The sequence below is a fragment of the Streptomyces sp. TLI_053 genome (assembly GCF_900105395.1).
Classification (GTDB): Bacteria; Actinomycetota; Actinomycetes; order Streptomycetales; family Streptomycetaceae; genus Kitasatospora.
Map to the genome: position 1 here is coordinate 473,477 of NZ_LT629775.1, position 23,483 is coordinate 496,959.

Sequence of the window (23,483 nt, forward strand, 5' to 3'; positions counted from 1 at the left end):
AGCTCCGAACGGCACGGTGGCGACCACGAGCAGACCGGAACCGAGCCGCTCACGCCGCCCTGGGGGCCGTCACCCGGCAGGTGAAGACCAGGTTGACCATGATGACGAGGACCGCTGGGATGCCGCCGATCATCAGCAGGAACAGCGGGAACAGATTGGCCAGCACCGCGAGGGCGCAGCGGGCGTCACGGCCCCGGGCGGCCCACGGCGCCACCATGAGCAGGGCCAGCACGACGGGGCCGCCGATGACCAGCGCGGAGAGACCGAACAGGGTCAGCAGCGACTCGCTCGAGGTCCAGGTGCCGCCGTAGGCCGCCCGGACGGCCAGACAGGCCGCGTCGAGCAGCAGGATCGTGGGCGTCAGGAAGCGGAGTGCGTAACGGGTGGCGGCGCGCAGGAACCAGCGCAGGGCCGCCCCGCCGTGGTCCGCCCACCCGCGCGCGCCGACGGCGAACGGGAGGAGCAGGAGCGGCAGCACGCACAGGAGGTACATCGCCGGGTCCCCGCCGGGGTAGCCGTCGTCGAGTTCGAACACCAGGAGGTAGGCCGCGGGCAGGAGAGCGAGCAGGGTGACCGTCAGGGAGTGCGCGGTGTCGCACAGAACACCGCGTTCCTTCGCCCCGGCGTGTCCTCCGCCCGCCACAGCTGCCACCGGTCCGGCGTTGTGCCTCATTCCCATGCCCCCTCCACGAGATTGAACGCGTTCAAAGTAGGGCTCGGCGGCCGCTGCGGTCAACCTCGCGCCCTGCGCCGGTCCGATGTCGGGCCCGAGGGGCGGCCGGCCGGAGGGAGGGGCCGCGCTGCCCTCGGTGGTCGGGCGGCCCGCAGTCTCCGGGCGCTCGATGAGGCGGCGGGCAGCTGTCGCACGGCTGCCCGCCCCCGTCCGGGGTGTCGGCGGCACGCTCCTCCGGTCAGGCGTCCAGCGCCTGGCCCTCACGGCGGACGACCGGGGGTTCCACCGACCACGGGAAGTTGATCCAGTCGTCCGTGCGCTTCCACACGTACTCGCACTTCACGAGGGAGTGGGACTTCTCGTAGATGACCGCGGACCGCACCTCGGCCACATGGTCGAGGCAGAAGTCGTGCACCAGCTTCAGGGTCTTGCCGGTGTCGGCGACGTCGTCGGCGATCAGGACCTTCTTGTCGGTGAAGTCGATCGCGGCGGGGACGGGCGCCAGCATGACGGGCATGTCCAGGGTGGTGCCCACGCCCGTGTAGAACTCCACGTTCACCAGGTGGATGTTCTTGCAGTCCAGCGCGTACGCCAGACCGCCCGCCACGAACACACCGCCGCGGGCGATGCTCAGGATCAGGTCGGGCTCGTAGCCGTCGTCGGCGATGGTCCGCGCGAGTTCACGCACTGCCAGGCCGAACTTCTGATAGGTCAGGTTCTCTCGCACGTCAGTCACGGCGCCCAGTCTCCCCGGCGGTCGGCCCGGCGACGAACACCGGCACGCCGGGCGGGGCGACGGAAGCGCCGTCCGCGCGGGCGGCAGGGTGATCGGTCCGGTTCGTCCTCAGGTCGCGCACGGCAGCCGTACCGCTTCGACGCCGGCGTCGTTCCGCAGGGCCTCGACCAGGGCCGTCGGGCCGGCGACCTCGGCGCCCCACAGGTCGTGGTCGGTGCACAGGACCCAGGATCGTTCCTCGGCCCGGAAGTTGGCGGGACTGAAGTCGGTCAGGTCGGCCTCGGGCGCGTCGTAGAGGCTCACGGCGTCGCCGAGCCGCCCCGGGGCGCACGTGGAGGTCGTCGAAGTCGACGGCCCCGAGCGTCATCGGGTCGTAGTGGGCCAGGCAGCGGGTGTCCGGGCCCGCGGGGCTGTGCGCGGTGAGGATGTCGATCAGCCGGATCCAGGTCTCACGGTCCAGGCTCCCCTCGGTGGGTGGGGCGGTACCGAGCGGCCGGCTGCCGTACCCGTTGTCCGACCCGCATGAGAGCATCGGCGGTCGACGGTGGTGGGCGAATCACCGAAGTCTGCGAACGGCGGTGGTTCCTGATGGACGCGACGGAGTCGGCGGAGGCCCGCATCGAGGACGCGGGCAGTGTCCTGGTCGCGCCTTCGCTGCTGCACGGCCATGACGCGGTGGCCCGGTTCTTCGGATCGGTCGTCACACCGGAGGAGCTCGCCTCCGGTGCGGTCGGTCTCGCGGGGAGGACCGTCCACCTGTGCGGGGACATCGGCGCCGTCAGCGGCCACCGGCTGCGAGCGGCCGCGCGGGTGTTCGTCGTGCGGGAGCTGTCGCACGACTACGACGGGGACGAGGCCGGGAACGTGGGCGGGGAGGTGGGCGGGGACGTCGGGACGCCGTGGAGTGTCGTCGGGCTCGGCCGGCTCCCCCTCCGGGTGCACGGCGTCGGCGTGTACTACCCGCGCTTCTTCGAACCCGACGCCGATCACTTCGGGCGCATCCGCGCGGAGCACGCGTTCCAGTCGCTGACCGAGTCCACCAAGCCCGGAACGGCCCTTCGCAGCGGGATCTATCTGACGCCGGTCACCAGGGAGGGCGACGACCTGCACTTCCGGCTGCTGCGCTGCTCGACCAACCTCTCGGGGCCGACCGAGGGCTTCGGCCCGACCGACACGGGCATCGTCCGGGCGCTCAACCGCGAGGCCGCGGCCGTGTTCCGCGACCAGGCGCCGCTGAACCACGTCCTCGCCCAGACGTACCACAACACCCGTGCCACGGACGGTCGCAGGCAGTCCAAGGCGCGGATCTCGGCCCATGCCGACAAGACCAAGGACATGCCCGTCAACGGCATCATGGCCTTCTGCACCTTCTACGACCGGCTCGACGGGCTGCGGCCCACGGCCGGGGATCCGTTCGACCTCGGCGTGAACGGCGTCAGCGGGCTGACCAGGCTCCGCTTCCACCTCAAGGACCCGGCGGCCGTGCTGGACGGCGTCGCACTGCCGCCGCAGTTCACCCTGACCCTCCACCCCGGCTCCGTGTTCCTGATGCCGCTGTCCACCAACCGCCGCTACACGCACGAGATCCGGCCGTCGTCGCTGGACGCCGAACTGCTGCCGACGCGTCTGGGGTACGTGGTGCGCTGTTCGAAGGCCGAAGCCGTGCACCGGGACGGCCGCACGTTCCTCAAGACCGCCGGGGATCCGGTGCCGCTGGAGCCGCCCACACCGGCCGGGATGGACGACCTGCGCGGCCTGTACGCCGAGGAGAACAGGACCTCGTCCTTCATCGACTACGGCGACGGATTCCGCTTCAGCATGAACACGGGAGACTACCTTGCCCCGCACCCCTAGCATCCCGGACCAGGTCCGCTCCTACGACCTGCCCGCCGACCGGAACCTCTTCACGGAACTCTCCGCGTCGGTCCGTCTGGAGGACACCGGCAAAGGCCGGCAGGGCGCCACCCTCACCCTGGTCGACGGAACGGGCGGCGTGCCGCTCGTCCGCACCACCACCCGCTACAGCGGCCCGGCGCAGCGTTTCCGGCCGCTGCACGAGCGGCTGGCGCGGCGGATCCAGGAACGCGCGGGGCTCACGGTCGGCTTCAACAACGCGCTCGTCGAGAGCTGCACCAACGCGTACACCACCATGGGCAGCCACTCCGACCAGGCCCTCGACCTGGCCGACAAGTCGTTCATCGCCGTCTTCTCCTGCTACCGCCACCCCGACGCCGACCCGCCGAGGAAGCTGATCGTCGAGTCGAAGGAACCCGGTGGCGACGGTGACGGGACGTTCGAGGTCCCGCTGCTCCACCACGGTGCGGTCGTGTTCTCCGTCGAGGCGAACCGGCGGCTTCGGCACCGGATCGTCCTGGACGCGCCGGCCCGGACCGCGGACAACCGGTGGCTGGGCGTGACCTTCCGGACGTCGAAGACCCTGCTGCGCTTCCGCGACGGGCATCCCCATCTGCCGCAGGGCGAGCGCCTGGTGACGGCCGACGAGGAGCAGCGGCAGGAGTTCTTCCGGCTGCGGCGCCGCGAGAACCGCGAGACGGACTTCGTCCAGCCGGTGCTGGCGTACACGATCAGCGAGAGCGATCTGCTGCCGCCCGTCTGACGGCGGAAGGATCGCCGTGCGTGGTGCCGGGAACGCACCGGTCAGCGACACGCCGGAGCCTCGCCGTCGAGCAGGGGTTGCAGGAGCGGGACGTACCGGTCGGCGACCTCGTCGGGGGCCAGGCCCGTCAGCCGGTCGGCCTGGACGGTCGCGTACAGGGCGCCCAGGCCGAGCAGCACGCCGACGGCCATCTCCGCCCGCAGCGCGGCGTCCGGCCCGGCGAGCCGGGCGGCGAGGGCGTCGATGACCTGCGCGCGGAAGTTGGCCCGGGCCTGTCCGCCGAGCTCCAGGTGGTGCCGGGAGAAGGCGATGCGCCAGCAGCGGCAGGGCCGAGTAGGCGAGCGCGGTGCGCGACGACCCGGCGAGGCCGCACGAGGACACGCGATGACACGCGAGGCCCCTGACGACGGGAGTGGTCGGGGGGCGGTGGCGGCCGGCCGCGGCAGGGCCGGCGCGGGTCCGTCCGGCGGTGGCCCGGGGCGGGACCGCTCGGCCGAAAAACGGCTGGCCCCGGCACCGGGACGTGTCAGGATTCCTGGATGGAGATCCGTCGTGTCACTCAGGTCGAGGCGGTCGACGCCGCCGGGCATCTCTTCGACTCCGCTCCGGAACGGCGGGCCACGGAACGGTTCCTGACGGACGAGCGCCATCACCTCCTGATCGCCTACGTGGAGGACGTCCCGGCGGGGATGGTCACCGGTGTCGAGATGACCCACCCCGACAAGGGGACCGAGATGTTCCTGTACGAGCTGGGCGTGGACGAGTCGTTCCGTGGGCGTGGCGTCGGCCGGGCGCTGGTGTCCGCACTCGCGGACCTGTCACGTGAGCGGGGTTGCTACGGCGTCTGGACGGTCACGGACGAGGAGAACGCGGCGGCACGGGCGACGTACCGCCGCGCCGGCGGTGTCACGGAAGCGGGACAGGTGGTACTCACCTGGACGTTCGACCGACCGTAGACCGCCGCAACGGACCTCTCTCTCCCGCGCCGGGCGGTCGGGAGGAGGCCTCCGACAGCCGGGCCCGGGCGCCCGGCGGCGGTGTCAGGGGTAGGTGGTGTGCCAGGCGGTGGTGAAGAGCGTGGGCAGGGGCCGGGTGGGGACGAGGACGGTGTGGGCGGTGCTCGCGCGTTCGGGGGCGAGGGTGAGGTGGGCGAGTTTGGCGGCCTCGACGGGCAGTCGGGGGGCCTTCAGGTCCAGCCAGGGGCCGGGCAGGACGAGGGTCCGGCCGGCGCGGGAGCGGCGGGCGGTGACCACCCGGCCGGTGGCGGACAGACCTTGCCCGGCGGCCGTCAGCACGGCCGGGGTCCAGCCCGTCCACTGCCGGACCTGCCGGTCGGTGGGATCGGGCAGGGCCAGCAGCATCAGGTACAGCGCGGCGGCGTCCGAGGTCAGGTCGAGGGCGTCCGCGCAGGCGGCGACGACGTCCGGGGCGCTGCGGCGCGGGTCCTGTTCCCAACCGGGGGCGCGGTCGGCGTCGGCGGCGAGGTGGTGGCCGAGTGCCGCCAGGTCGCCGGACAGCAGGATGCGCAGGTCCGCGAGGGCGGGCAGCCCGGAACCGGACGGGCGGGCCTGTGAGGGCTTCAGCCGGTCGTAGTAGTCGTCGAGCGCGTCCAGGACCGGGTCGTCGGCGCCGGTGAGCAGGCCGGGGCGCACCAGGACGTGCCACCGGCTCGCAGCCGGTTCGTCCACCACCTCCACACCGGGCAGGTCGGCCGGTGGGGTCGGCGGCCTGCCGGCGGCGCTGCGGCGGTCGACGGAGAAGACTCGCCACACCGCTCGGGGATCCTCCCGCTCGGAGCTGACGCGCAGTGCGGCCGCGGCGAGCGCGGGGCGCAGCGGGTGGCCGGCGGGCGTGCGGTAGGCGAGCCAGGCCATCGCGTACGGCGAGGCGTAGGGCGCGGGTGCGTGGTCGGGGTCGCCCTTCGTGGCGAGAGCGGCGGCGAGGAGGGCCTCGGGGTGGCGGCAGCGCCGGCGCAGGCCCGGTGGGACCGGGTCGGCCGCCGGTCCGGGGCCCGCCGGCGTCCATTCGCCGGTGGGGAAGCGGATCTCGCGCCGGGCCAGGGCGATCAGGTCGGCGTCGGCCGGCGGCGCGCCGTACCGCTCGTGCCACCAGGCCACCGCGCGGTCCACGTCCGGCCCGTGCGTCCACAGCCGCTCCGGCTCGGCGGGCACCAGCCGGGTGCGGAACTCCCGGACGGCGTCCGCCCCGATCCTTCGGGTGAGGGCCTTCTCGGCGGCGCTCTCGTAGTCCCGGTGGTGGGTGCGGACGGCGAGCAGGGCGCCCGCCTCCGCCAAGGTGAGGGCGAGCCGTTCGGCCAGGTGCTCGACCGTCCCGGGGTGGGCGGGCAGCGGGCCGCGTTCGGCGAAGCCTTCCAGGTAGGCGTGCAGCAGGTCGGGGTCGAGCTCGGCGGTGAGGTCGGCGTCGGCGCGGACCTCGCAGCCGGCGGCGGCCGCCGGACCGTTCTCGGGGAAGGTGCCGCCGGGGGCGTACTCCAGGAGCACGGCGCGGTTGAAGGTGCTGTGGAGGACGAGCGCGGTCGACAGCGCGGTCCGGAAGAGGTGGCCGGCCGGCGGGGTGGGCCGGTGGTCCGGGCGGGAGAGGGTGACGGTGCGCCAGCGGCCCTCGCCCCGCTCCGCCACGAACGCCAGGTCGGCGTACTCACGCAGTCGCCCGGGAGTCGTGGTGTCGCCGCGGAGCAGCTCGGCCTGCCAGTCGACGACCAGGTAGGGGAAGGCGGCGGACGCCCCGGGGACGATCGCGCTCGGACGGTCGAGGTCGCCGTCCCAGAGGGGGCTGCTCGTCGCCGCCTCGCGCAGCAGCCGGCCGACGCGCACCCGTGCCGGGGCGGCGGGCGGGGACGGCGGGGCGGCGGGCGGAGCGGCGAGCGCAGGCGGGGCGGCGGGCGCGGGAAGGGCGGGCGCGGTAGGGGCGGGCACGGGAGGCACGGAGGCCGCCGCGGCCGCGGGGGTCAGCAGCGGCACCAGGTGCGCCAGACCGTCCCGGCAGTTCGCGGCGATCTGCACCAGACGGGTGAACTCCCGGCCGACCAGGTCGTCGTCGATCCCCAGCAGTCGGCCGATCCGCTGGCGCACCGGGCCGGCGGCGGCGTCGCGGAACACGGACCGCGCTTCGACCGCGCCGAGCAGGAGCTCGGCACCCGCCCGGTCCAGCCCGGTGTCCGGGGTCTCCGCCCGCACCGCGTCGAGCAGCAGGGCGGGGACGTCGACGGCGGCCAGTCGCCGGGCCCGCTCCGGGTCGGCGAGCAGTGCGGCGGCGGCGCCGATGTGCTGGAAGCGGGCGAGCGTCAGCGCCACCCCGTCCAGGTCGAGCACGGGCAACTCGGTGAGCTCCTCCTCGCACCACTGCGCCAGCTCGGCGCGCCCCGGCTCGGTGTCCACCAGGGCCGGTGTCTCCGTCCACCCCTTCGGGTCGTGCGGCTGGTACCAGAGGTTGTCCGCGTCACCGCCGTTGGTCAGCTCGAACTCGGCCCGCAGCAGTGCCCGCAGCTCCCGGGCGAACCTCGGATCGGCACTCAGCGCGGGCAGCCCGGGACGCGGCGCGGCGTCGACGCGGTGCAGGCGCGGGTCGGCGAGGCGGGGCGGCGGGTCGGCCACCGGCGCGCCCGCGGCCAGCAGCACGTCCAGGACACCGAGTCGCAGGACCGGGCTCCCCGGCACCCGCCGGTCCCACCGGCTCGGGTAGGGCAGGTCGACGGGCACGCCGTCGGCCGCGATCCGGGGCGCCAGCAGCGCGGCGAGCCGGTGCACGACCGGACCGACCCTCGAACGGAGCGAGCGGTCGGCGAGGACGACCAGGGCGCGCAGCCAGTCGGCGGCGGTGCCGGGTGCGGCGCCGCCCGCTTCGGCGTCGGTGGTGAGGTGCGCCAGCGCGCCGGTCCGCTCCAGGTAGTCGAGCGTCAGATCCGCTTCCGGCATCCCGGACTGCGGTCCCGCCGCGACCACCTCCCGGCCGAGGTGCGGACGTTCGGCCAGGACCAGTTCCCAGGCGGGGCCGGTCAGCAGCGCGGACCAGAACTCGCGGGCCGCCGTGTGCCACAGGTCGCGGGCCGGCAACCTCCGGCCCGCAAGCCGGGCCAGCTCGCGGGACGGATCCAGGCCGGCGGCACGGGCGGTGCGCACGAGGTCGTCGACGAGTCCGGGACGGGTGCCCTCTCGGACCGTGCGGTCGCCGAGCAGGGTCAGCGTGCGACGCGCCGCGTCGCGGTCGGCACCGCGCGCGGTGACCTGCCGCACGCGTTCGCGCAGCGCGGTGTCGGTGAGCGCGCCGGCCGCGTCCGCGGCGGCGTAGCGGGCGTCCAGCCATTCCTGGTCGACGTGCTCGCCGGCGGCGCGCTCCGCCGTTCTGGCGCGGGCGAACCACGCCGCCGCGTCGGCCCGCTCCCCGCCGTGGCGGAGGCACAGGTCCGCGACGCCGTCCAGGAAGCAGCGCGAGAGCACCGGATCGGTGGCGGCGATCGCCTTCAGTACGGCGTCGACGTCGCGCTTCACCCACACCCGCCAGACCGAGGTGACCTCCTCCAGGCGTTCGACGTACCGCAGCACCTCCTGCTCGCGGGCGGGATGCCCGGCGAGTGCGGCCTCGGGGAACGGCACCGCTCCGTCGGCCGGCAGGCCGGTCGGTGCCAGGGGCCCGACCGCTTGCCAGCCCTGGTGGGCCATCAGCCGGTCGCGGTGGCGTGCGGCGTCGGGGGTGGTGAGCAGCACGCGTTCGGCGTCTGGCAGCGCCTGGTGCCGGTAGCGGCGGGCGAGCAGCGCGCCCTCGTCGTCCGGCTCCCCGGCGGAGGGAACGGCTCCGGCCCGGGCGGTTCCGACCCGAGCGTTTCCGGTCGGCGTGATTCCGGCCAGGGCCAGCGCGTCCGTCCAGGCGGCGTCCACCGAGAGCAGCTCCACCACTCCGGCCGGCACCGCGACACCGTCGCGCACCAACCGCTCGGCCTCCTGGCCGCACACCCGGCGATGCGCCTCGGCACCGGCGGCGAGCGCGACCAGCCGCGGCAGACCGGGATGCCCCGCCAGCGCCGGCGGCACCTTCTTCAGCACCCGCCCGCGCTCGTTGCGGAAGACGACCTTCTCGTCCTCCAGCCGCGCGACGTAACCCTGCGCACCGATCTCCCCGACCACGACCCGCCACTCCCCCGTGCTGTCCAGCGGCCGGGCAACGCTCGCCCGGCGACCCCCGCAGCCTAACGACCACCTCTGACAGGGCCGCCGGGGGCGGGGTCGCGCTGTCCCCGGCGGGGCCCCCTCAGTCGCCCATGAACCAGAGGTGGCTTCCCGGCGTCGTCGCACAGGACTCCAGCAGCATCGCGAGGTCCCGCACGGCAGCTTCCTGCGCGGCGTCGGCGCACTGCTTCCGCAGTCCGGCGATCTCGCCGAGCGCGGCTCGCGCGTCCTGCTCGTCGAACTGCGTGTCGCCGTACGGATCCACTGTCCGGAGCTTGCCCGGGTGGTTCACCGCGAGTCCCGCCAGTACCTCCCCCAGCGCCTCGCCGTGCTCGTAGGAGCCGTGCAGGAGTGAGGCCCTGGACGTGTCCCAGTCGATCAGCGCCAGTCGAGCGGAGTGCAGTTCGATCTCGATCCCCATGACCGCCTCCTCGGCGGCAGCCTAACCGGCCCTGCCGGGAGGCCTCGCCCCAGGCCGTGTCCGGACCGGGCCGAACGTCTCGGCCGGCTCGGGCCGGCCGCCGGGCGGGAGCTGCGCGACGACACCGGGCGATGCCCCGGACCATCGGTGCGCTCTCGGGCGAACGGCGATGCACGGTCGGCCGAGCCCGCCGCCGCCGTGGCTCCTAGTGTCGTGCCGCAACGGGCCTGACAGGCCATCATGTCGAGGACATCGAGAACACCGTGCTGAAACGCCTCTGCTCCGCCCTGCTGACACTCGCCCTCTCCCTGGGCCTGGTGACGGCCTTCAGCGGCACCGCGTCCGCGACCAACTACCAGGTGATCGACTGGAACATCTCGAACATCACCGCCGGCGGGAACACCCACCACCAGAACTACTGGAACCTGATCGACGCCATCCACCGGTACACCTACGGTGACGTGACCGGTGTCAACAACGTCACCGAGACCACCACCGAACGCGGCAGGCTGGTGCAGGTCCGCGTCCTGGACACCAACAACACCCACCTGGCCTCGGTCTACCTCTGGGCGAACGACCTCTACGTCGCGGGGTTCTACGCGCCGCAGACCAACACCCACTGGGCCTTCCAGGACCGGATCAACGAGTTCCAGACGGCGCTGGGCGTCACCGTGCCCCAGAACCGCCGGATCGCCAGCGGCAACTACTCCGACATCCCGGGCGGCAACAACCGCGGGAGCCTCGCCCCCGCTCCCGAGAACATCTACAACGCCATGCGCACCCTCGGGCGCGCGACCGCCTACAACGACGCGACCGGGCGGGCGGTGCTGATGGCCACTCAGATCTTCTCCGAGGCGGCGCGCTTCGGTGTGGTCTTCGACGTCGTCCGGGGCAACATCCAGAACCCCAACCGCAACCGCACCCTGAACTACGTCGACCCCGACCCGGCACGCGGCACCGTCCTGGCCGCCAATGTGCAGAACCAGTGGGGAGCCATCAGCCAGTTCATCCGCAACGCCCGCGCCAACCCCTCCGGCCAGAGCGTCAGCGTCATGGGCCACACCGTCACGACCATCGCCGCGGTGCTCTACTACATCGGCTTCATCGAGGCCAACGGCGGCATCATGCACAGCAGGCCCTGAACCGCGACCCAGCGCCTCCGGGCCGAGGGGGCGGTCCACCGGTGGACCGCCCCCTCGGCCCGGAGCAAACTCTCCATCACCCGCGCCGAGCCGGCCGGTCGGCCGGACCGAGCCGACCGGCGGCGTATCGCGGCAGGGACCGGCCCCGCTCCGGCGCAGATGCGTGCGGAGCGGGGCCGGGCGTGTACAGCCACGAACGGCCCGGCGCCCTCGCGGCGTCGGCCGCCGGCGGATGCTCGTACCCGAGCGGGTGCGGTCCCTCGCCGCCCGCGTGCGCCGGGCTGCGGGAGCGTACCTGCGCTCGCTCGGACCGGCGCAGTCGTCGGCCGGTTCGCCCGGAGGGTCCCGCGAGCCCTGCCAATCGGGCTTCCGGCCGGGCAGCCGGGCAGCTGCCCTCGGCCTTCACGGGCCTGCTGCGACAGGTCAGTGGTGGGACCGTCGCACCCTCAGCCGCAACGGCAACTCCTGGTGGCGGACCATGGCAGGGGCCTCGCACGCCGGCCCGGACCGTTCGCCCGTGATTCCTGCCGTGATGTCAGCCGGACACGGCGGTGTAAAGACCTCGGCCGGTCCGCTGCACGGTGCCGCTCTTGGTCAGGCGCTCCAGCATGGTGCGCACCGCGTTCACGTCGGTGTCGGTGCCGTCCAGGCCGAGCAGGTCGGCCACCTGGCGGGCCCGCAGCGAATCGCTGGTGCCGGTGAGGACGGCCAGCACGCTGCCGGCGTCGGTGCGCCGCCTACGGCCGGACTCGTCGGCCGGCGCGGAGACCGTCTGCGGCTCGGCGTCAGGAGCCGGAGCGGCGTCCGCGGCCGGCTTCGTGACCTCCTTCTTCGCCGTGGTCTTCCTGACCTCGCTCTTCGTCGCCGCGCTCTTGGTCGCCGCTGCCTTCGTCACCGCTGCTTTCGTCACCGCGGTCTTCGTCGCGGCTGCCTTCTTCGCGGCCGCCTTCTTGGCCGCGCCTCGTGCGGCTGTCTTCTCCGTCAGGACGGGCTCCGCCGCGATGTCCTGCTCGGGGGCGACGGTGGCCGGGGCACTCGCCGTTGCCGTATTCCGCGGACGGGTCGTCCGCCCGCCCGTCGTCTTCGCGGCGGCCTTCCTGGCCGGGGCCCTCTTCGCCGTGGGCTTCCGGGCGGGGGTCGTGCCGGTGCGCCTACGGGCGGTCTGCGTCGGGATGGTCGGCGGTTCGGCCTCCCCCGCGACCGGCACGTCCGCGCTGCCGGCCGGTTCCGCGGGCGCCGGTGCGGCGTCCGGCTCGTCCTGCGTGGTTGCCGGCTCGTCCTTCGCGGTCGCCTGCTCGGCCTCCGTGGCTGCCGGCTCGACCACCTCGGCCGGTTCCACCGTCGCGCTCCCGCCGGCCGGCAGCGTGTCCGCAAGGGTCTCCAGGCCCTGCAGCACGCTGACCATGGCGTTCTCCTGTGCGACGACGGCCGCGAGCTCGCCCTCCAACTGTCGGCGCCGCTCCCGCACGCCGGGCAGCCTCGCCTCCAACAGGGCGATCGTCGATCCCACACCGCTGTCCGCGCCGAACGCCTCTGTGTCTTCCACAAGGACTCCCTGTCGCCTCGTCAATCACGCTTCCTGTGGGTAAATCTACGACCTGCATTCCCAAATGCCACAGGAGTAAGCAGAATTCATCCCACATAGTTGCCGGCGTCGTGCCGCATCGGCCGGCCCCGCGCGATCCCGGTCCACCCTCACCGCCGCACGGCCTTCCCTCCAACTCCCCTTTCAGCACGGGAAGAACATCTCGCCGACCGGGTAGTCGCAAGGAATCCGGTACCGGTATTCCTGGTTCGAGCCGTCCGACAAACACAACCGCAGCCGCGAAGTCGACGCCTCCTGGGGTCCAGTGGCATCGGAGGAGTCGGCCGAACCCACCCGGGTCCGCATCACCGGCACGCCGAATGTCGCGCTCCACTCCACCGCGTCAGGGCGACGGCAACCGAACGTTCGTGCCGCGCTTCACCGTTGAGCGGACAACGCACCACGGGACCACCGGGCGGCAGCAATGAGGACGGCGAAAGGGCCGTGGTACACCGGCTGTTGCCGTCCTCGGTCACCCCAACGCTCGAGGGAGCCCCCGGTCCGGCCCGGCGTGGGGCCGTACGGGGACCAAGTCACCGCCACAGGCCAGCACTACCACGGCCCCGCACGCCGCCCTCGGGAGGCCGGATCACGTGCGCGGGAGAGCTCGACCACGGCTCCGGCAGCTGCCACCGACCACGCGTCCGGTCCCCGCCCCCATTTCCTCGTTCGGTGGGGGCGGCCGGGAGGAGGCCCTCACCGCGGCCGTCGCCGCCACCACCGACAGCCACGGGACGATCTGTTGCATCGCCCCGGCACTGCTCGCCGCCCACTGGGTGAGCGGGAAGAGGCTTGCGCCGCCACCCTCGCCGCAGCCGGCGACGTCCGGGAGCGGGTCGGAACCACCGCGCTCGAGATGCTGACCGATCGGTGGGGCGAGCGCGAGGAGACGCGCGGCGCACTCCTCGCCGGGGTCGTGGCCGCCGATCCGAGCATGCGCGTCACCGCGCTGGTGCTGCTCGCTCGACGGCGGCCCACGATCTGCCCGGCCGCGGAGCGTGCGCGCCGCGACGAGTCGACGGAGGTGAGGGTCCGGGCCGTCAGACTGCCGGCCCTGTTGTGGTCGGCCGATCCCGGGCCCCGGGCTCTTCTTCAGGACCTCGCGGAGGACGACGACGAGGCTCTGGAACCGATCGGCACGGATGCCGCCGGTACGTACACCGGCTGACCTTCCGACGGGGCGAGCGGGAGCGGGTGCGGAACCGGACCGGCGGCGGGCCCGGACCGGGAGGCCGGTTCAAGATCGTCAGGCGCTGTCCCCCGTCCAGTCCCACCGGCGCGGGTCCACGGGGCGCGGCTCGTAGTGGGCCCGGCCGCCGGAGCCGAAGCGGCCGATCTCCGTGGGCAGCGCGGCGCCGTCGGCGAGAGCCTCGGCGCCCCAACCGGTGACGTCCAGGAGCAGACCGTCGAGCGGCCCGCCGCACAGCTCCCGGTAGACGCGGCCGGGCCGCGGGCCGGGGTCCGGGTCGTCGTGGTCCGCGCCGTACACCCGGCCCCGCATCAATGCCTCCTCGTCCATGCCCACCAGCATGGCGCCCGGCACTGACATCGGCCGGGATCCGGGTTCCGGCGGACGGTTCTCCGGCGGCGGGAGGCGGCGGACGGCCGTACGCTCGCGGGGTCCGTCCGGCCGCCGCCGCGACCGCCCCGGCGCCGCTCAGCCGCCGGGGCGGGGCCCGTGCGCACGCTCCCTCCGGCCGCGCGGCCGGAGAGCCCGCGCGACGCCCCAGCCCGCGACCGCGAGACCGGCCAGGGCGATCGGACGCGACCACTCCCCCGCGCCGGTCGGGGCGAACGCGACGCACAGGACCAGCCCGGACGCCGCGACCGCGGCCAGCACGTGCGCGGGCCGGGCACGCTCGCGTTGCGGGCCGAGGACGTCGACCAGCAGCAGATAACCGATCAGGAGCGCGGCCACCGCCGCGATCCGGCCGAACGCGGGCTCGCCCAGCGCGGCCAGCAGGACACTCCCGCCCGCCAGCACGGTGGTGCGCGACGCGACGAGCCGACCGGGCCAGCTGTGCGGGCGGTGCGGGGGCTCCTCGGGCGGCGGGGCGGCCCAGAGGGCGAAGCCCGCGGCGGCCACCGCGGCGGCGGGCCCGAACCGGTCCGCCGCACCGTCGGCGGCGCCGACCCCGGCGGCGGTGAGCGCCAGGGCGACACCGGTGCAGCGCAGCGCGGCCCGCTCGGTCCAGCGCGCCCACGGGGCCGCAGCCGCAGTGGACGTGGTGGACGCGGTGGACGAGGCGGGCGCTGTGGACGTGGTGGGCGCGCTGGGCGCAGTGGGCACGGCCGGAACCGCGGCAGGAATCGCGGCCGGGGTCGGGACGTGATCGGGTGCGGTCATCGCGTTCCTCCCCCGATCCGGCGCCGCAGCAGTGGCGCCAGCGCCAGGTCGAGCGCCTCGCCCGGCGTGTAGCGGGCCACCGGCACGCCCCTGGCTCGGAGCGCCGACCGCATGGCCTCGCGTTCGGCGCGCCAGAGGCGCAGGGCCACCGCATCGATCTCGTCACCGGGCTCGACCGCCGGCTCGCCGGCCGGGATCTCCACCACGACCAGCGGATTGCCGAGGTCGCGGACCCGGCCGAGCACGTCCAGGATCCGCTGGTCGGCGAGCGAGGTGAACGCGTACACCAGCGCGTGGCGGGGCAGTGCCGCGACGGGGAGCCGGGGCGCGAGGAGGCCGCGGTGGCCGCGGTCCTGACGGACCTCCAGCACGCTCTCCACCATCCGGTAGGACTGCCGCTCCCCGCTGCCCGCGGTGAGCCAGCGCAGCTTCCCGCCGACCGCGATCAGGCCGACCCGGTCGTGCCGGCGCAGATAGGCACGGGTCAGCCCGGTGGCCGCGCGCAGCGTCTCGTCGAGGCTGGAGCGGCCGGTGGCCGCGTCGCGGAAGTCGGCCAGCGTGTCCAGCAGGACGACGGCGTCGGTGGCCCGCTCGGCCGCGAACTGGTTGATCTGGACGGCGTCGCGGCGGGTGGTCGACGGCCAGTGGATGCGCCGCTGGCGCTCACCCGGCACGTACGGGCGCACGCCGACCACCTCGACGCCGGTGCCCTCGTGCGTGGTGGTGTGCTCGCCGAGGCGCTCGGGCAGCCGCACCGGGATCGGGGTGAGGCGGGCCGCGCTCGGCTCCGGGAAGACGTCCACCGTGCCGAGGTCGGTGCGCACCGTCCGGCGGGCCAGTCCGCCGGCGTCGTAGACGTCGATGTCGACGCTGCCCAGGGTCCAGCGGCCCCATCGTTCGGCCCGGACCACCAGGTCGACCTCGGAGGTGCCGACGGTCACCGCCGTCAGGGTGACGCCCGGGCCGAGGGACGCGGCCGGGTCGAGCCGGCCGATCCGCCCGTCGTGGCGGACGGTGATCCGTACGGTGATCGGTTCGCCCTCCAGGCAGCGGCGGGGTGTGACGGTGTTCCCGGCGTCCAGCCGGGACGGCCGGTCGTTGCCCGGGGCGGCCAGGGCGAGCAGGACGGCCGGGCCGGCCGCCAGCGCGAGCAGCCAGGGGTGACCCGTGATCAGTGCGGCGACGGCCGCGACGGTGGCCACCGTGAGCAGGCGCAGGGTCCGCTCGCCGGGCCGCCAGTACGGGGAGGGCGGTGCGGTCGGCAGTCCGGCCAGTGTGGCCCTGGCGCTGCGGGCGACCAGGCGCGCGGAGGCCCGCTCCGGGCCCGCCGGGCCCGTCCGACGACCTGTACGACGGCCGGGGCCGGCGTCGGTGCGGGCATCGCTCCCTGCGCCGGTCGGGCCCGCGGTCCGGGCCGGACGCTTCTGCGCGGGGCGCGGAGCGGGGCCTGCGGCGGGGCCGGCGAGCCGCCGGACCGGGCGTGTGCCGAGCGCGGCGCTCTGGGCGGCGAGTCGGCCGGCCCGTCCCCCGCGCCGTTGGCCGGCGGCGGGCTCGGGGCTCACCGGGCGGCACCCGGGGTGTCCACCGGACCGCTCCCAGGACCGTTCCCCGGACCGCTCTCCGCACCGCCGCCCGCGCGCGGCAGGGTCCGCGGCGCCGGAACGGTGGCGACCAGACGCGCCAGGACCTCGTCCGCCTCGACCTGCCGCACCCACAACTCCGGTGTCAGGGTGATCCGGTGGGCCAACGCGGGAACCGCGAGCGCCTTCACGTCCTCCGGCGTCAGGTAGTCGCGGCCCTCCAGCATCGCGCGGGCACGCGCCAGTTGGACCAGCGCGAGACCGCCGCGCGGCGAGGCGCCGACCTGGATCTGCGCGTCGTCGCGGGTGGCGTGGACCAGTGCGATCACATAGTCGACCAGGTCGTCGTCGACCTCGACGCGTTCCAACGCCGCGCGCATCGCCAGCAGTTCGGCCGGACTGCTGACCGTCTCCAGCTCCGGTTCGGGCGTCGCCCGGTCCAGCCGGGCCCGGAGCATCGAGGCCTCCAGCCCGGTGGAGAGGTAGCCCATCCGCACCCGGAGCAGGAAGCGGTCGAGCTGCGCCTCGGGCAGCGAGTAGGTGCCCTCGTACTCGATCGGGTTGGCGGTGGCGATCACCACGAACGGCTGCGGCAGCCGGCGGGTGGCCCCGTCGACGGAGACCTGGCCCTCGGCCATCGCCTCCAGCAGCGCCGCCTGGGTCTTCGGCGGGGTGCGGTTGATCTCGTCGGCCAGCAGGAGCTGGGTGAAGAGCGGCCCGGGACGGAACACCATCTCGCCGCTGCGCCGGTCGTAGAACGGCGCGCCGGTGACGTCCGAGGGCAGCAGGTCGGGGGTGAACTGGATCCGGCGGAAGTCCAGGCCGAGGGTGGTGGCGAACGAGCGTGCCAGCAGGGTCTTGCCGAGCCCCGGCAGGTCTTCGATCAGCACGTGGCCGCCGGCCAGCACGCCGAGCATCACCAGTCGGAGGGCCTCGGGCTTGCCGACCACGGCGCGTTCGATCTCCTCGACCACCGCGCGGGCACGCCGACCCGCCTCCTGCGGCGTCAGCACGGCGGCCTCGGTCGGGCGGCCCGGGCTCGTCCCGGCCGCCCGGGCCTGCTCGGTGTCCGGGGCGGGGGCCTGGGGAACGGCGGTCATGACTCTCCTGGAGGACGGCGTCGGTCGGCCGGCTGTCGGGACCGGCGAGAAGTACGGGAATGCGGGGACGCGGGGGTGCGGGAAAGGCGGGCGGTGAGCGGAGTGCGGGGAGCGGTGGACACCGCGCCGGCGCCCGCTAACCGGACTTCGGCGGCGGCGGGCCGGGCGGTTGCAGGGCTTCGAGCCGGTCGACGAGCGCGAGGAGTACGGCCGCCGGCACGGCCCCGTCCCGGTCCGCGGCCTCCGGATCGATCCACGGCCACAGCCGGGGCCCGACCAGTTCGGCGGCCCGGTCGCGGTCGGCGGTCAGCGAGACGCCGTGGGTCTCGGACAGGCGTGCCGCGAACAGCCTCCGGAGGCGACCGCGCAACGGCCCGGCGTCGCCCTTCGGGTCGAGACCCTCGCGGACGGTCCAGCGCCAGTCGCCGAGGCCCAACTCGCGCGCGTCCAGCACGCGTTGCCGCCTGCGCAGGCCGATGTCCAGGAAGCCCGCGCCGGCCACGTACCGCCCGGTGACGAGGGCACCGGTGGTCAGCAGGACCGCGCCCGCGGCGGCCGCGGGAGCGCCGCCGACCAGCGCGAGGAGGACCTCGGCCAGCACGGCCGCCCCGGTCAGCTCGATCAGGCTGTGCCGGACGGAACCGGGCGCGGCGAGGCCACCACCGGCCCGGGCGGTCGGATCCTCCGGCCGACCGGCCGGGGCGATCGGATCCTCCGGGGCGGCGGACGCGGCAGGACCGGCCGTGCGTCGGTCCCGGCGGGCGCTCATCGCCGGCCTCCGGCCCGGTCGGCGCCCCCGGACGCTCCCGCCGCCGCGGGCTCCGGCAGCGGGCCTGCCCGCTCCGCGAGTCTCGCGGCGAGGCCGTCCAGGGCGGTCCGCGCCCGGCGTACATGGGTCTCGTCCATCGGGTGGGTGGAGTACCTGGCTTCTCGGAACAGTGCGGTCAGAGCCCGCGCGTGGACCGGGTCGACGCGGTCGTCGGCCACCGCGCGCTCCAGCAGTTCGGTCGGGCTGTCAGGAGCCCGGCGGGAGAGCCCCGAGGCGGCCAGCGAGGTCTCCATCGCGGCGTAGCAGGCGATCACCGCCGCCCGCGCGTCGGCGCCCGTGAGGGCACGGCGCCCCGTCACCACCGCGGCCGCCAGGGCGTCCTCGCTCCGGTCCGGTGCGGCGGGCAACGGCGTCGGCGGCCGCCGGCGGACGATCCGCAGCTGCAGCAGCAGGACGGCGCCGACGACCACCGCGATCACCAGGAGGACCAGGAGCACGCCGAACAGCAGCGGGACCACGCCCGAGAGCGAGCTGTCGGAGACCGGTTCGCCGGGTTCGGGCGGCGACACCGTGGGCACCGGGGGCAGCGCGAAGTCCGGCAACGGCCGCGCCCGGTGCGGCCCGTCCGACCCGGTGTCCGCCCGGTTGTGGAAGAGGAACATCAGCACCGGCACCGCGACGGCGGCCCCGGGCAGCAGAACGGCGGCGGCCTCCCGCAGGCGCTCGGCCCGTGGCGTGGGCCCGTCCAGGTGGCGGACCTCCGCCCGGAAGCGCAGCGCGAACCGGCCGGCCACGATCAGCCAGCCGACCGCGAGCAGCAGGACGAACCCGATGGCCCGGACCGGCACCCTGGCGAGGGGCGCACCGAGCAGTCCGCCGTCCGGCCGCAGTGCCGAGGCCGCGAGCAGCAGACCCGCGACGGTCACCAGGGCAGCGGTGATCCGGCCGCCCGACCGGCGGGCGGGCTCCTCCGCGCTGTCGCCCGGTGCCTCGCGGCCGTCGTACCGAGGCCCGCTCGGCTGCGCTTCGTCGTTCATGCGGCCACCCCTGGTTCCCCCGCAGCACGGAGGGCACCGCGCGAGGTGCAGCGTCGCACACCAACAATCGTATTGTCACGCTGCATTGTGGGTCGCCGCGCTCCCGGACCGAGGAGCTGCGTGCGCCACCGCCCGCCGTCCGGATCACAGTCCCCCGTTGACCGCCGCCACCCGGGCCGCACCGGCACTGACGTTCCACTTCGCGAGGATCGCGTCGTACTCCCCGCTGCGCATCAGCTCGTCCAGCCCCTTCGCCACCGCGTCACGCAGAACGGTGTCGCTCTTGTTCACCGCGATCCCGTACGGGCTCGACTGCGACAGCGCGCCCGTCACCTCGAACCGGTTGCCGTCGTCGGTGGTCCTGGCCGCGTAGGCCGCCACCGGGAGGTCGTTGAAGTCCGCGACCGCCCGGCCTGCCGCCACCTCGGCGAGGGCCACGGTGTCGTCGTCGAAGCGGTGGACCTGCAGGGGCTTGCCCGTCCGTTCGCAGGCCCCCACCTGGCGGCTGACGATCTCGTCCTGGGTCGTGCCGCGCTGCACGGCGACCGTACGGCCGCAGAGGTCGTCCAGCGTCCGGATGCCCTTCGGGTTGCCCTTCTGCACGATGATCGAGGTCCAGGCGATGAAGTAGTCCACGAAGTCCACGCCCGGCCGGCCCGTCGGCATGCCGTTGTCGCCGAGCGCGTTGCGACGCGCGGGCGTGTCACTGATCCCCGACATCGCCAGGTCGAACTGCTTGCCGTTGACACCCGGTATCAGCTTGTCGAACGGCGTGTCGACGATCTCGATCCGCAGGCCGAGGACCTTCCCCAGGGCCTCCGCCAGGTCCGGGTCGAGACCGGTCGGCCTGCCGTCGGTGCCGCGGAACGCGACCGGCGGGTAGTTGAGGTCGGACCCGATCCGCAGGACCCCGGCGGCGCGCTGCGCGCTCGGGACGGCCGCCCGGGCCTTGTCCTCGACACTCACCGGGGCCTCCGGCCCGGCGCAGGCGGTGAGCAGCAGGGCCGACGCGGTGGTGAGGGCCGCCGGCAGGGCCCGGCGGTGGGGGAACGAGCCGGGGAGATGGACCACGATGGCGCTCCTCTGCGAGGCAGGGTGGCGCGACCGGCATCCACGAGGGAGCGGCAGCGACCGGGAGGCGGAATCCTGCCATCCGTTTCTGCCTCGACGGGCCGTAGACATGTCACGATCCGCTATCGGGTTCACCCGCGCCCCGGGCCCGGCCTGCCCGTCCTCGGAACAGCACGGACGGCAGAAGGCCCGGCGGGGCGGGACGAGGCCGGCGGGCCGTGGAGCGGCTCGCCGACGCACACCGCGCGAGCGGCGGCACGGCGGGGCGAGGGACCCGCCACGGGGCCCAGCACGGGGCCCGATCGTCCCACCTGGTGAACTCGATCGTGCCCGAATCCGCTCGCGACTCCCGGCGCCGGGCCCGAACCGATCGGGATCCGTGCCCCGGCGGAGGAGTCCGAGCCGCGTGGATTCCCGGCCGGACGCGAGCCCTCGCGCCGCGACCGGAGTCCGTCCGTCGTCAGGCGCCGGCCCCGCGCACGGGGCCGGCGGCCGAATCGGGTCGCACCCGGTGGCCGTGCCCCAGGACGAGGGCGGCGGCGAGGAGGGCGACCGCTCCCCCGAGCACCATGACCGTGGCCGGGGAGGAACGATCCACCACCAGGCCACCGGACAGGGCGCCGATCGACAGGGTCGCCTGGAAGGACGAGGTGAACAGCACACCGGCCGCCTCCGGCGCCTGCGGGGCCGCGGCGAGGAACCACGTCAGGGAGCAGACCGGCACCGCCCCGTACGCCGCGCCCCAGACCGTCAGCAGCACGGCGGCACCCGGGCCGCCGGTGCCGAGCACGGGCATCAGCAGAGCCGCGGCGGCGAGCAGCACGACGGCCGTGCCGAACACGGGGCGCAGCGCGACGGCCGCGCGGCCCCCGGCGAGCGCGTTGCCGAGCATTCCGGCCGCGCCGTACACGAGCAGAAGCCCGGTGACCAGGCCGGGGCCGGCCTGGACGGTGCCCTCGAGGAACGGGGTGACATAGGTGTAGCCACCGAAGTGGGCCGGCACGATCAAGAACGTCACGGCGAGCCCGGTGCGGGTGCCCCGACCGGCGAGCAGCCCGCGCAGCACGCCCAGGCCGGTGGTCGTCAGCGGGGGCAACGGCGGGAGGGAGAGCAGCAGGCCGGCCAGGGTCAGCAGGGTCAGCGCGGCCATCACGAGGAAGGCGGCGCGCCAGCCGGCGAACGAGCCGAGGAACACGCCCGCCGGTACGCCGAGGACCGAGCCGAGCGGGACGGCGGTGAAGAACAGCGTGGTGGCCCGGGCCCGCCGGCGCTCCGGGACGAGCCGTGCGGGGAGCCCCGCGCCGATCGACCAGAACGCGCCGATGACCAGGCCGAGGGCCACCCGGGCGGCCAGCACGGCCCCGTAGGCGGGGGCGAGGGCGTTGAGCAGGTCGGCCGCGACCAGGAGCAGCAGCAGGGCGGCGAGCACGGTCCGCCGGTCGACGTGCCTGGTCGCGACGGTCAGCACCGGTGCGGCGACCGCGGCGACGAGGCCCGGGAGCGTCATCATCAGCCCGGCCGTGCCGTCGGAGATCCGGAAGGTCGCACCGATCGGGGTCAGCAGCCCGATCGGCAGGATCTCGGTGGTGACGATGGAGAACACACCCGTGGTGACGGCCAGCACGGCGGGCCAACCTCCGTTGCGCGCACGGGAGTACGGGCGGATGGGGCCGCTTCCGGGCGGTTGCGGTGCGGGACGGAGAGCGGTGTCGGCCATGCCGGAGGTCCTGTCCGTGAGGGGTGGGTGTCACCACGGAGTCCACCAGGCAGGCGGGCGGCGGTCCGGCGTGAATCGGACCTCGACGTGCGGCCGTCCCGGAGGACCCGGGTCGGCGTCCGGCCGTCGGGGCGACGGCCGGACGCCGACCCGGAGCGGAACGGCTGCGGCTGCGGATAAGGCTGCGGCTGCGGATAAGGCTGCGATGGAGGTGGCGACGGAGGTGGCGGTGCCGGTCGCGCATGCGCCCGTCGGCGTACGACGCCCCGGTGCTCGGTCCACCGGCACTCGGCACCCGGTGACGAAGGTCGGTCCTGTCGGCCGCCGTCGACCGGGCTGCACGTGGATTCCCGCCGCCATCACCGCTGGAGTCAGAGGAAGTTGTTGGGCCAGATCATGGTGCGCCACATGTGGGCCACCGGTGAGCCGTCGAATCCCAGCCCTTCACGGGGCTGGCGGAAACAGCGGCCGAGGGTGTCCTCGAACTCGCTGATGTCGACCTCCTCGGCCGGGTCGAAGTCGAACGTGTAGAGGTCGTTGAGGGTGACCAACCTGGCCGTCATGTACCAGCGGTGGGCACGGACCTCGTGGTAGGCGCGGCGCACGTGCGCCGGCGGGCGGTAGTCGGGTCCGAAGAAGGCGTTGTAGGCCTGCGGGTAGTCGTAGCCCACCGTGGCGTCGGGGAAGAAGCGCAGGATCTCGTGCTGGCGGATCGCCCAGGCGACCTCTTCACTGACGTAGGGCGCGACCAACTGGGCGCCCCAGTGGCCGTGGTGGCTGCGCAGGAGTCCGCCAACGGCGATGTCGTGGAGCAGGCACGCGGTGACGACCGTGTCGCCCAGGTCGAGGGCACGGGCCCGGCGTGCGCTGTGGATCAGGTGCAGGCCGGTGAACCGGTCCTGCGAGAGGCGCAGGCGGAAGAAGTCGGCGAGGGTCGGTCGGTCGGGCATCGGCGGCAGGGCCGGGTTGTCGCCCATCATGTAGACCCGGCCCGTGCCGAGCCTGGCGAGCCACTGGGCGCCGTCGAGGTGCTGGCTGGTGCCCATCGTCGCGACGGCGGGCAGTGCGGTCATCCGCTCCAGCCCCTCCTGTCCCGACTCTCCAGGCCCGGGGCCTTCGGAGGGCGCGGGCACGGGGCCTTCGGAGGGCGCGGGCACGGTCTCCTGGTGCTCGGTGCGGCCGTCGGGGATGCGGTGGTACGACTCCTGTACTAAGTCCATGATCCACTCAACGAAACCCCTGCCGACAGGTCACCCGCACAGCGACAGCCGGCCCCGCGTATCGTCGAAGGCGCCCGACAGCCACGGCAGGGGATTCCAACTCGCCTTTACGATTCAGCACTTACACCGTCCTTCGGCAATGGAGTCCCCTGGGCTTCGATCCTCCCGGTGCCCACTGCTCGGCGGCCCCGCCCTCCGTCGACCTCCCGACGCCCTCCGCATATGCTGATCCGTGCTCGAACGGACGGACAGACGGACGACCGGACGGGCCACGGGCCGGGATGC

21 protein-coding genes are annotated in these 23,483 nt (G+C 74.5%); 5 read left to right on the plus strand and 16 right to left on the minus strand.

The genetic code is table 11. The annotated features are described in order from the left end of the window. Positions 1–49 precede the first annotated feature (49 nt). The 3 genes from BLU95_RS01670 to BLU95_RS43635 all read right to left on the minus strand — a co-directional run bounded on the left by BLU95_RS01670 (position 50) and on the right by BLU95_RS43635 (position 1,712). Positions 50–679 carry a hypothetical protein gene (locus tag BLU95_RS01670; protein WP_159424713.1) on the minus strand — a complete coding sequence of 210 codons (630 nt, stop codon included), beginning with the start codon at positions 677–679 and terminating at the stop codon, positions 50–52. A gap of 232 nt (positions 680–911) precedes the next feature. Beyond that, a complete protein-coding gene (locus tag BLU95_RS01675) occupies positions 912–1,409 on the minus strand; it encodes a phosphoribosyltransferase (protein WP_093858332.1) in 498 nt (165 codons plus the stop codon). A 108-nt stretch (positions 1,410–1,517) separates the two neighbouring features. Continuing rightward, positions 1,518–1,712 carry a hypothetical protein gene (locus BLU95_RS43635; protein WP_231978194.1) on the minus strand — a complete coding sequence of 65 codons (195 nt, stop codon included), beginning with the start codon at positions 1,710–1,712 and terminating at the stop codon, positions 1,518–1,520. 285 nt (positions 1,713–1,997) lie between these two features. On the opposite strand from BLU95_RS43635, the gene BLU95_RS01685 reads away from it, so the two are divergent. Next, positions 1,998–3,263: a hypothetical protein gene (locus tag BLU95_RS01685; RefSeq protein ID WP_173861994.1), complete on the plus strand. Its 1,266-nt coding sequence runs from the start codon at positions 1,998–2,000 to the stop codon at positions 3,261–3,263. Continuing rightward, entirely contained in the window at positions 3,247–4,026 is a 780-nt protein-coding gene (locus tag BLU95_RS01690; protein WP_093858333.1) for a hypothetical protein, read from the plus strand. The genes BLU95_RS01685 and BLU95_RS01690 overlap by 17 nt, the downstream gene beginning before the upstream one ends. A 41-nt stretch (positions 4,027–4,067) precedes the next feature. On the opposite strand, the gene BLU95_RS42050 is transcribed toward BLU95_RS01690, so the two are convergent. Further along, on the minus strand, positions 4,068–4,676 hold the full coding sequence (locus tag BLU95_RS42050) for a TetR/AcrR family transcriptional regulator (RefSeq protein WP_353653534.1): 609 nt from the start codon (positions 4,674–4,676) through the stop codon (positions 4,068–4,070). Here BLU95_RS42050 and BLU95_RS01700 point away from each other — a divergent pair. Next, the gene (locus tag BLU95_RS01700) at positions 4,566–4,982 is read left to right on the plus strand and encodes a GNAT family N-acetyltransferase (protein ID WP_093858334.1); all 417 of its coding nucleotides are present in this window, start codon (positions 4,566–4,568) and stop codon (positions 4,980–4,982) included. The genes BLU95_RS42050 and BLU95_RS01700 overlap by 111 nt on opposite strands. A gap of 84 nt (positions 4,983–5,066) precedes the next feature. On the opposite strand, the gene BLU95_RS44915 is transcribed toward BLU95_RS01700, so the two are convergent. Both BLU95_RS44915 and BLU95_RS01710 read right to left on the minus strand, forming a co-directional pair. Further along, positions 5,067–9,167 (minus strand): hypothetical protein, encoded by a 4,101-nt coding sequence (locus BLU95_RS44915; protein WP_093858335.1) that lies wholly within the window; start codon positions 9,165–9,167, stop codon positions 5,067–5,069. Between the two features lie 124 nt (positions 9,168–9,291). Continuing rightward, positions 9,292–9,630, minus strand: a complete 339-nt coding sequence (locus BLU95_RS01710) for a hypothetical protein (protein ID WP_093858336.1) — start codon at positions 9,628–9,630, stop codon at positions 9,292–9,294. Between the two features lie 263 nt (positions 9,631–9,893). On the opposite strand from BLU95_RS01710, the gene BLU95_RS01715 reads away from it, so the two are divergent. Further along, on the plus strand, positions 9,894–10,772 hold the full coding sequence (locus BLU95_RS01715; protein ID WP_159424715.1) for a ribosome-inactivating family protein: 879 nt from the start codon (positions 9,894–9,896) through the stop codon (positions 10,770–10,772). 535 nt (positions 10,773–11,307) lie between these two features. On the opposite strand, the gene BLU95_RS01720 is transcribed toward BLU95_RS01715, so the two are convergent. Further along, positions 11,308–12,318 carry a hypothetical protein gene (locus tag BLU95_RS01720; RefSeq protein WP_159424716.1) on the minus strand — a complete coding sequence of 337 codons (1,011 nt, stop codon included), beginning with the start codon at positions 12,316–12,318 and terminating at the stop codon, positions 11,308–11,310. A gap of 895 nt (positions 12,319–13,213) precedes the next feature. Here BLU95_RS01720 and BLU95_RS01730 point away from each other — a divergent pair. Then, positions 13,214–13,525: a hypothetical protein gene (locus BLU95_RS01730; RefSeq protein WP_093858340.1), complete on the plus strand. Its 312-nt coding sequence runs from the start codon at positions 13,214–13,216 to the stop codon at positions 13,523–13,525. 78 nt (positions 13,526–13,603) lie between these two features. Here the strand turns inward: BLU95_RS01730 and BLU95_RS01735 are convergent, their stop codons facing one another. The 9 genes from BLU95_RS01735 to BLU95_RS01775 form a co-directional block, all read right to left on the minus strand. Beyond that, on the minus strand, positions 13,604–13,876 hold the full coding sequence (locus tag BLU95_RS01735; RefSeq protein WP_093864562.1) for a hypothetical protein: 273 nt from the start codon (positions 13,874–13,876) through the stop codon (positions 13,604–13,606). A gap of 138 nt (positions 13,877–14,014) precedes the next feature. Further along, a complete protein-coding gene (locus BLU95_RS01740; RefSeq protein ID WP_093858341.1) occupies positions 14,015–14,704 on the minus strand; it encodes a hypothetical protein in 690 nt (229 codons plus the stop codon). Continuing rightward, a complete protein-coding gene (locus tag BLU95_RS01745) occupies positions 14,701–16,266 on the minus strand; it encodes a DUF58 domain-containing protein (RefSeq protein WP_231978195.1) in 1,566 nt (521 codons plus the stop codon). The genes BLU95_RS01740 and BLU95_RS01745 overlap by 4 nt, the downstream gene beginning before the upstream one ends. Continuing rightward, on the minus strand, positions 16,263–17,384 hold the full coding sequence (locus BLU95_RS01750; protein ID WP_093858342.1) for an AAA family ATPase: 1,122 nt from the start codon (positions 17,382–17,384) through the stop codon (positions 16,263–16,265). Before BLU95_RS01750 ends, BLU95_RS01745 begins: the two co-directional genes overlap by 4 nt. A gap of 136 nt (positions 17,385–17,520) precedes the next feature. Beyond that, entirely contained in the window at positions 17,521–18,153 is a 633-nt protein-coding gene (locus tag BLU95_RS01755; RefSeq protein ID WP_231978197.1) for a hypothetical protein, read from the minus strand. After that, the gene (locus BLU95_RS01760) at positions 18,150–19,190 is read right to left on the minus strand and encodes a DUF4129 domain-containing protein (protein WP_093858343.1); all 1,041 of its coding nucleotides are present in this window, start codon (positions 19,188–19,190) and stop codon (positions 18,150–18,152) included. The genes BLU95_RS01755 and BLU95_RS01760 overlap by 4 nt, the downstream gene beginning before the upstream one ends. Positions 19,191–19,334: 144 nt before the next feature. Beyond that, complete coding sequence (locus tag BLU95_RS01765; RefSeq protein ID WP_159424717.1) at positions 19,335–20,261, minus strand: ABC transporter substrate-binding protein; 927 nt, start codon at positions 20,259–20,261, stop codon at positions 19,335–19,337. A gap of 460 nt (positions 20,262–20,721) precedes the next feature. Then, complete coding sequence (locus BLU95_RS01770) at positions 20,722–21,978, minus strand: MFS transporter (RefSeq protein ID WP_093858345.1); 1,257 nt, start codon at positions 21,976–21,978, stop codon at positions 20,722–20,724. A gap of 371 nt (positions 21,979–22,349) precedes the next feature. Beyond that, positions 22,350–23,198, minus strand: a complete 849-nt coding sequence (locus tag BLU95_RS01775; RefSeq protein ID WP_159424718.1) for a hypothetical protein — start codon at positions 23,196–23,198, stop codon at positions 22,350–22,352. Positions 23,199–23,483 lie beyond the last annotated feature (285 nt).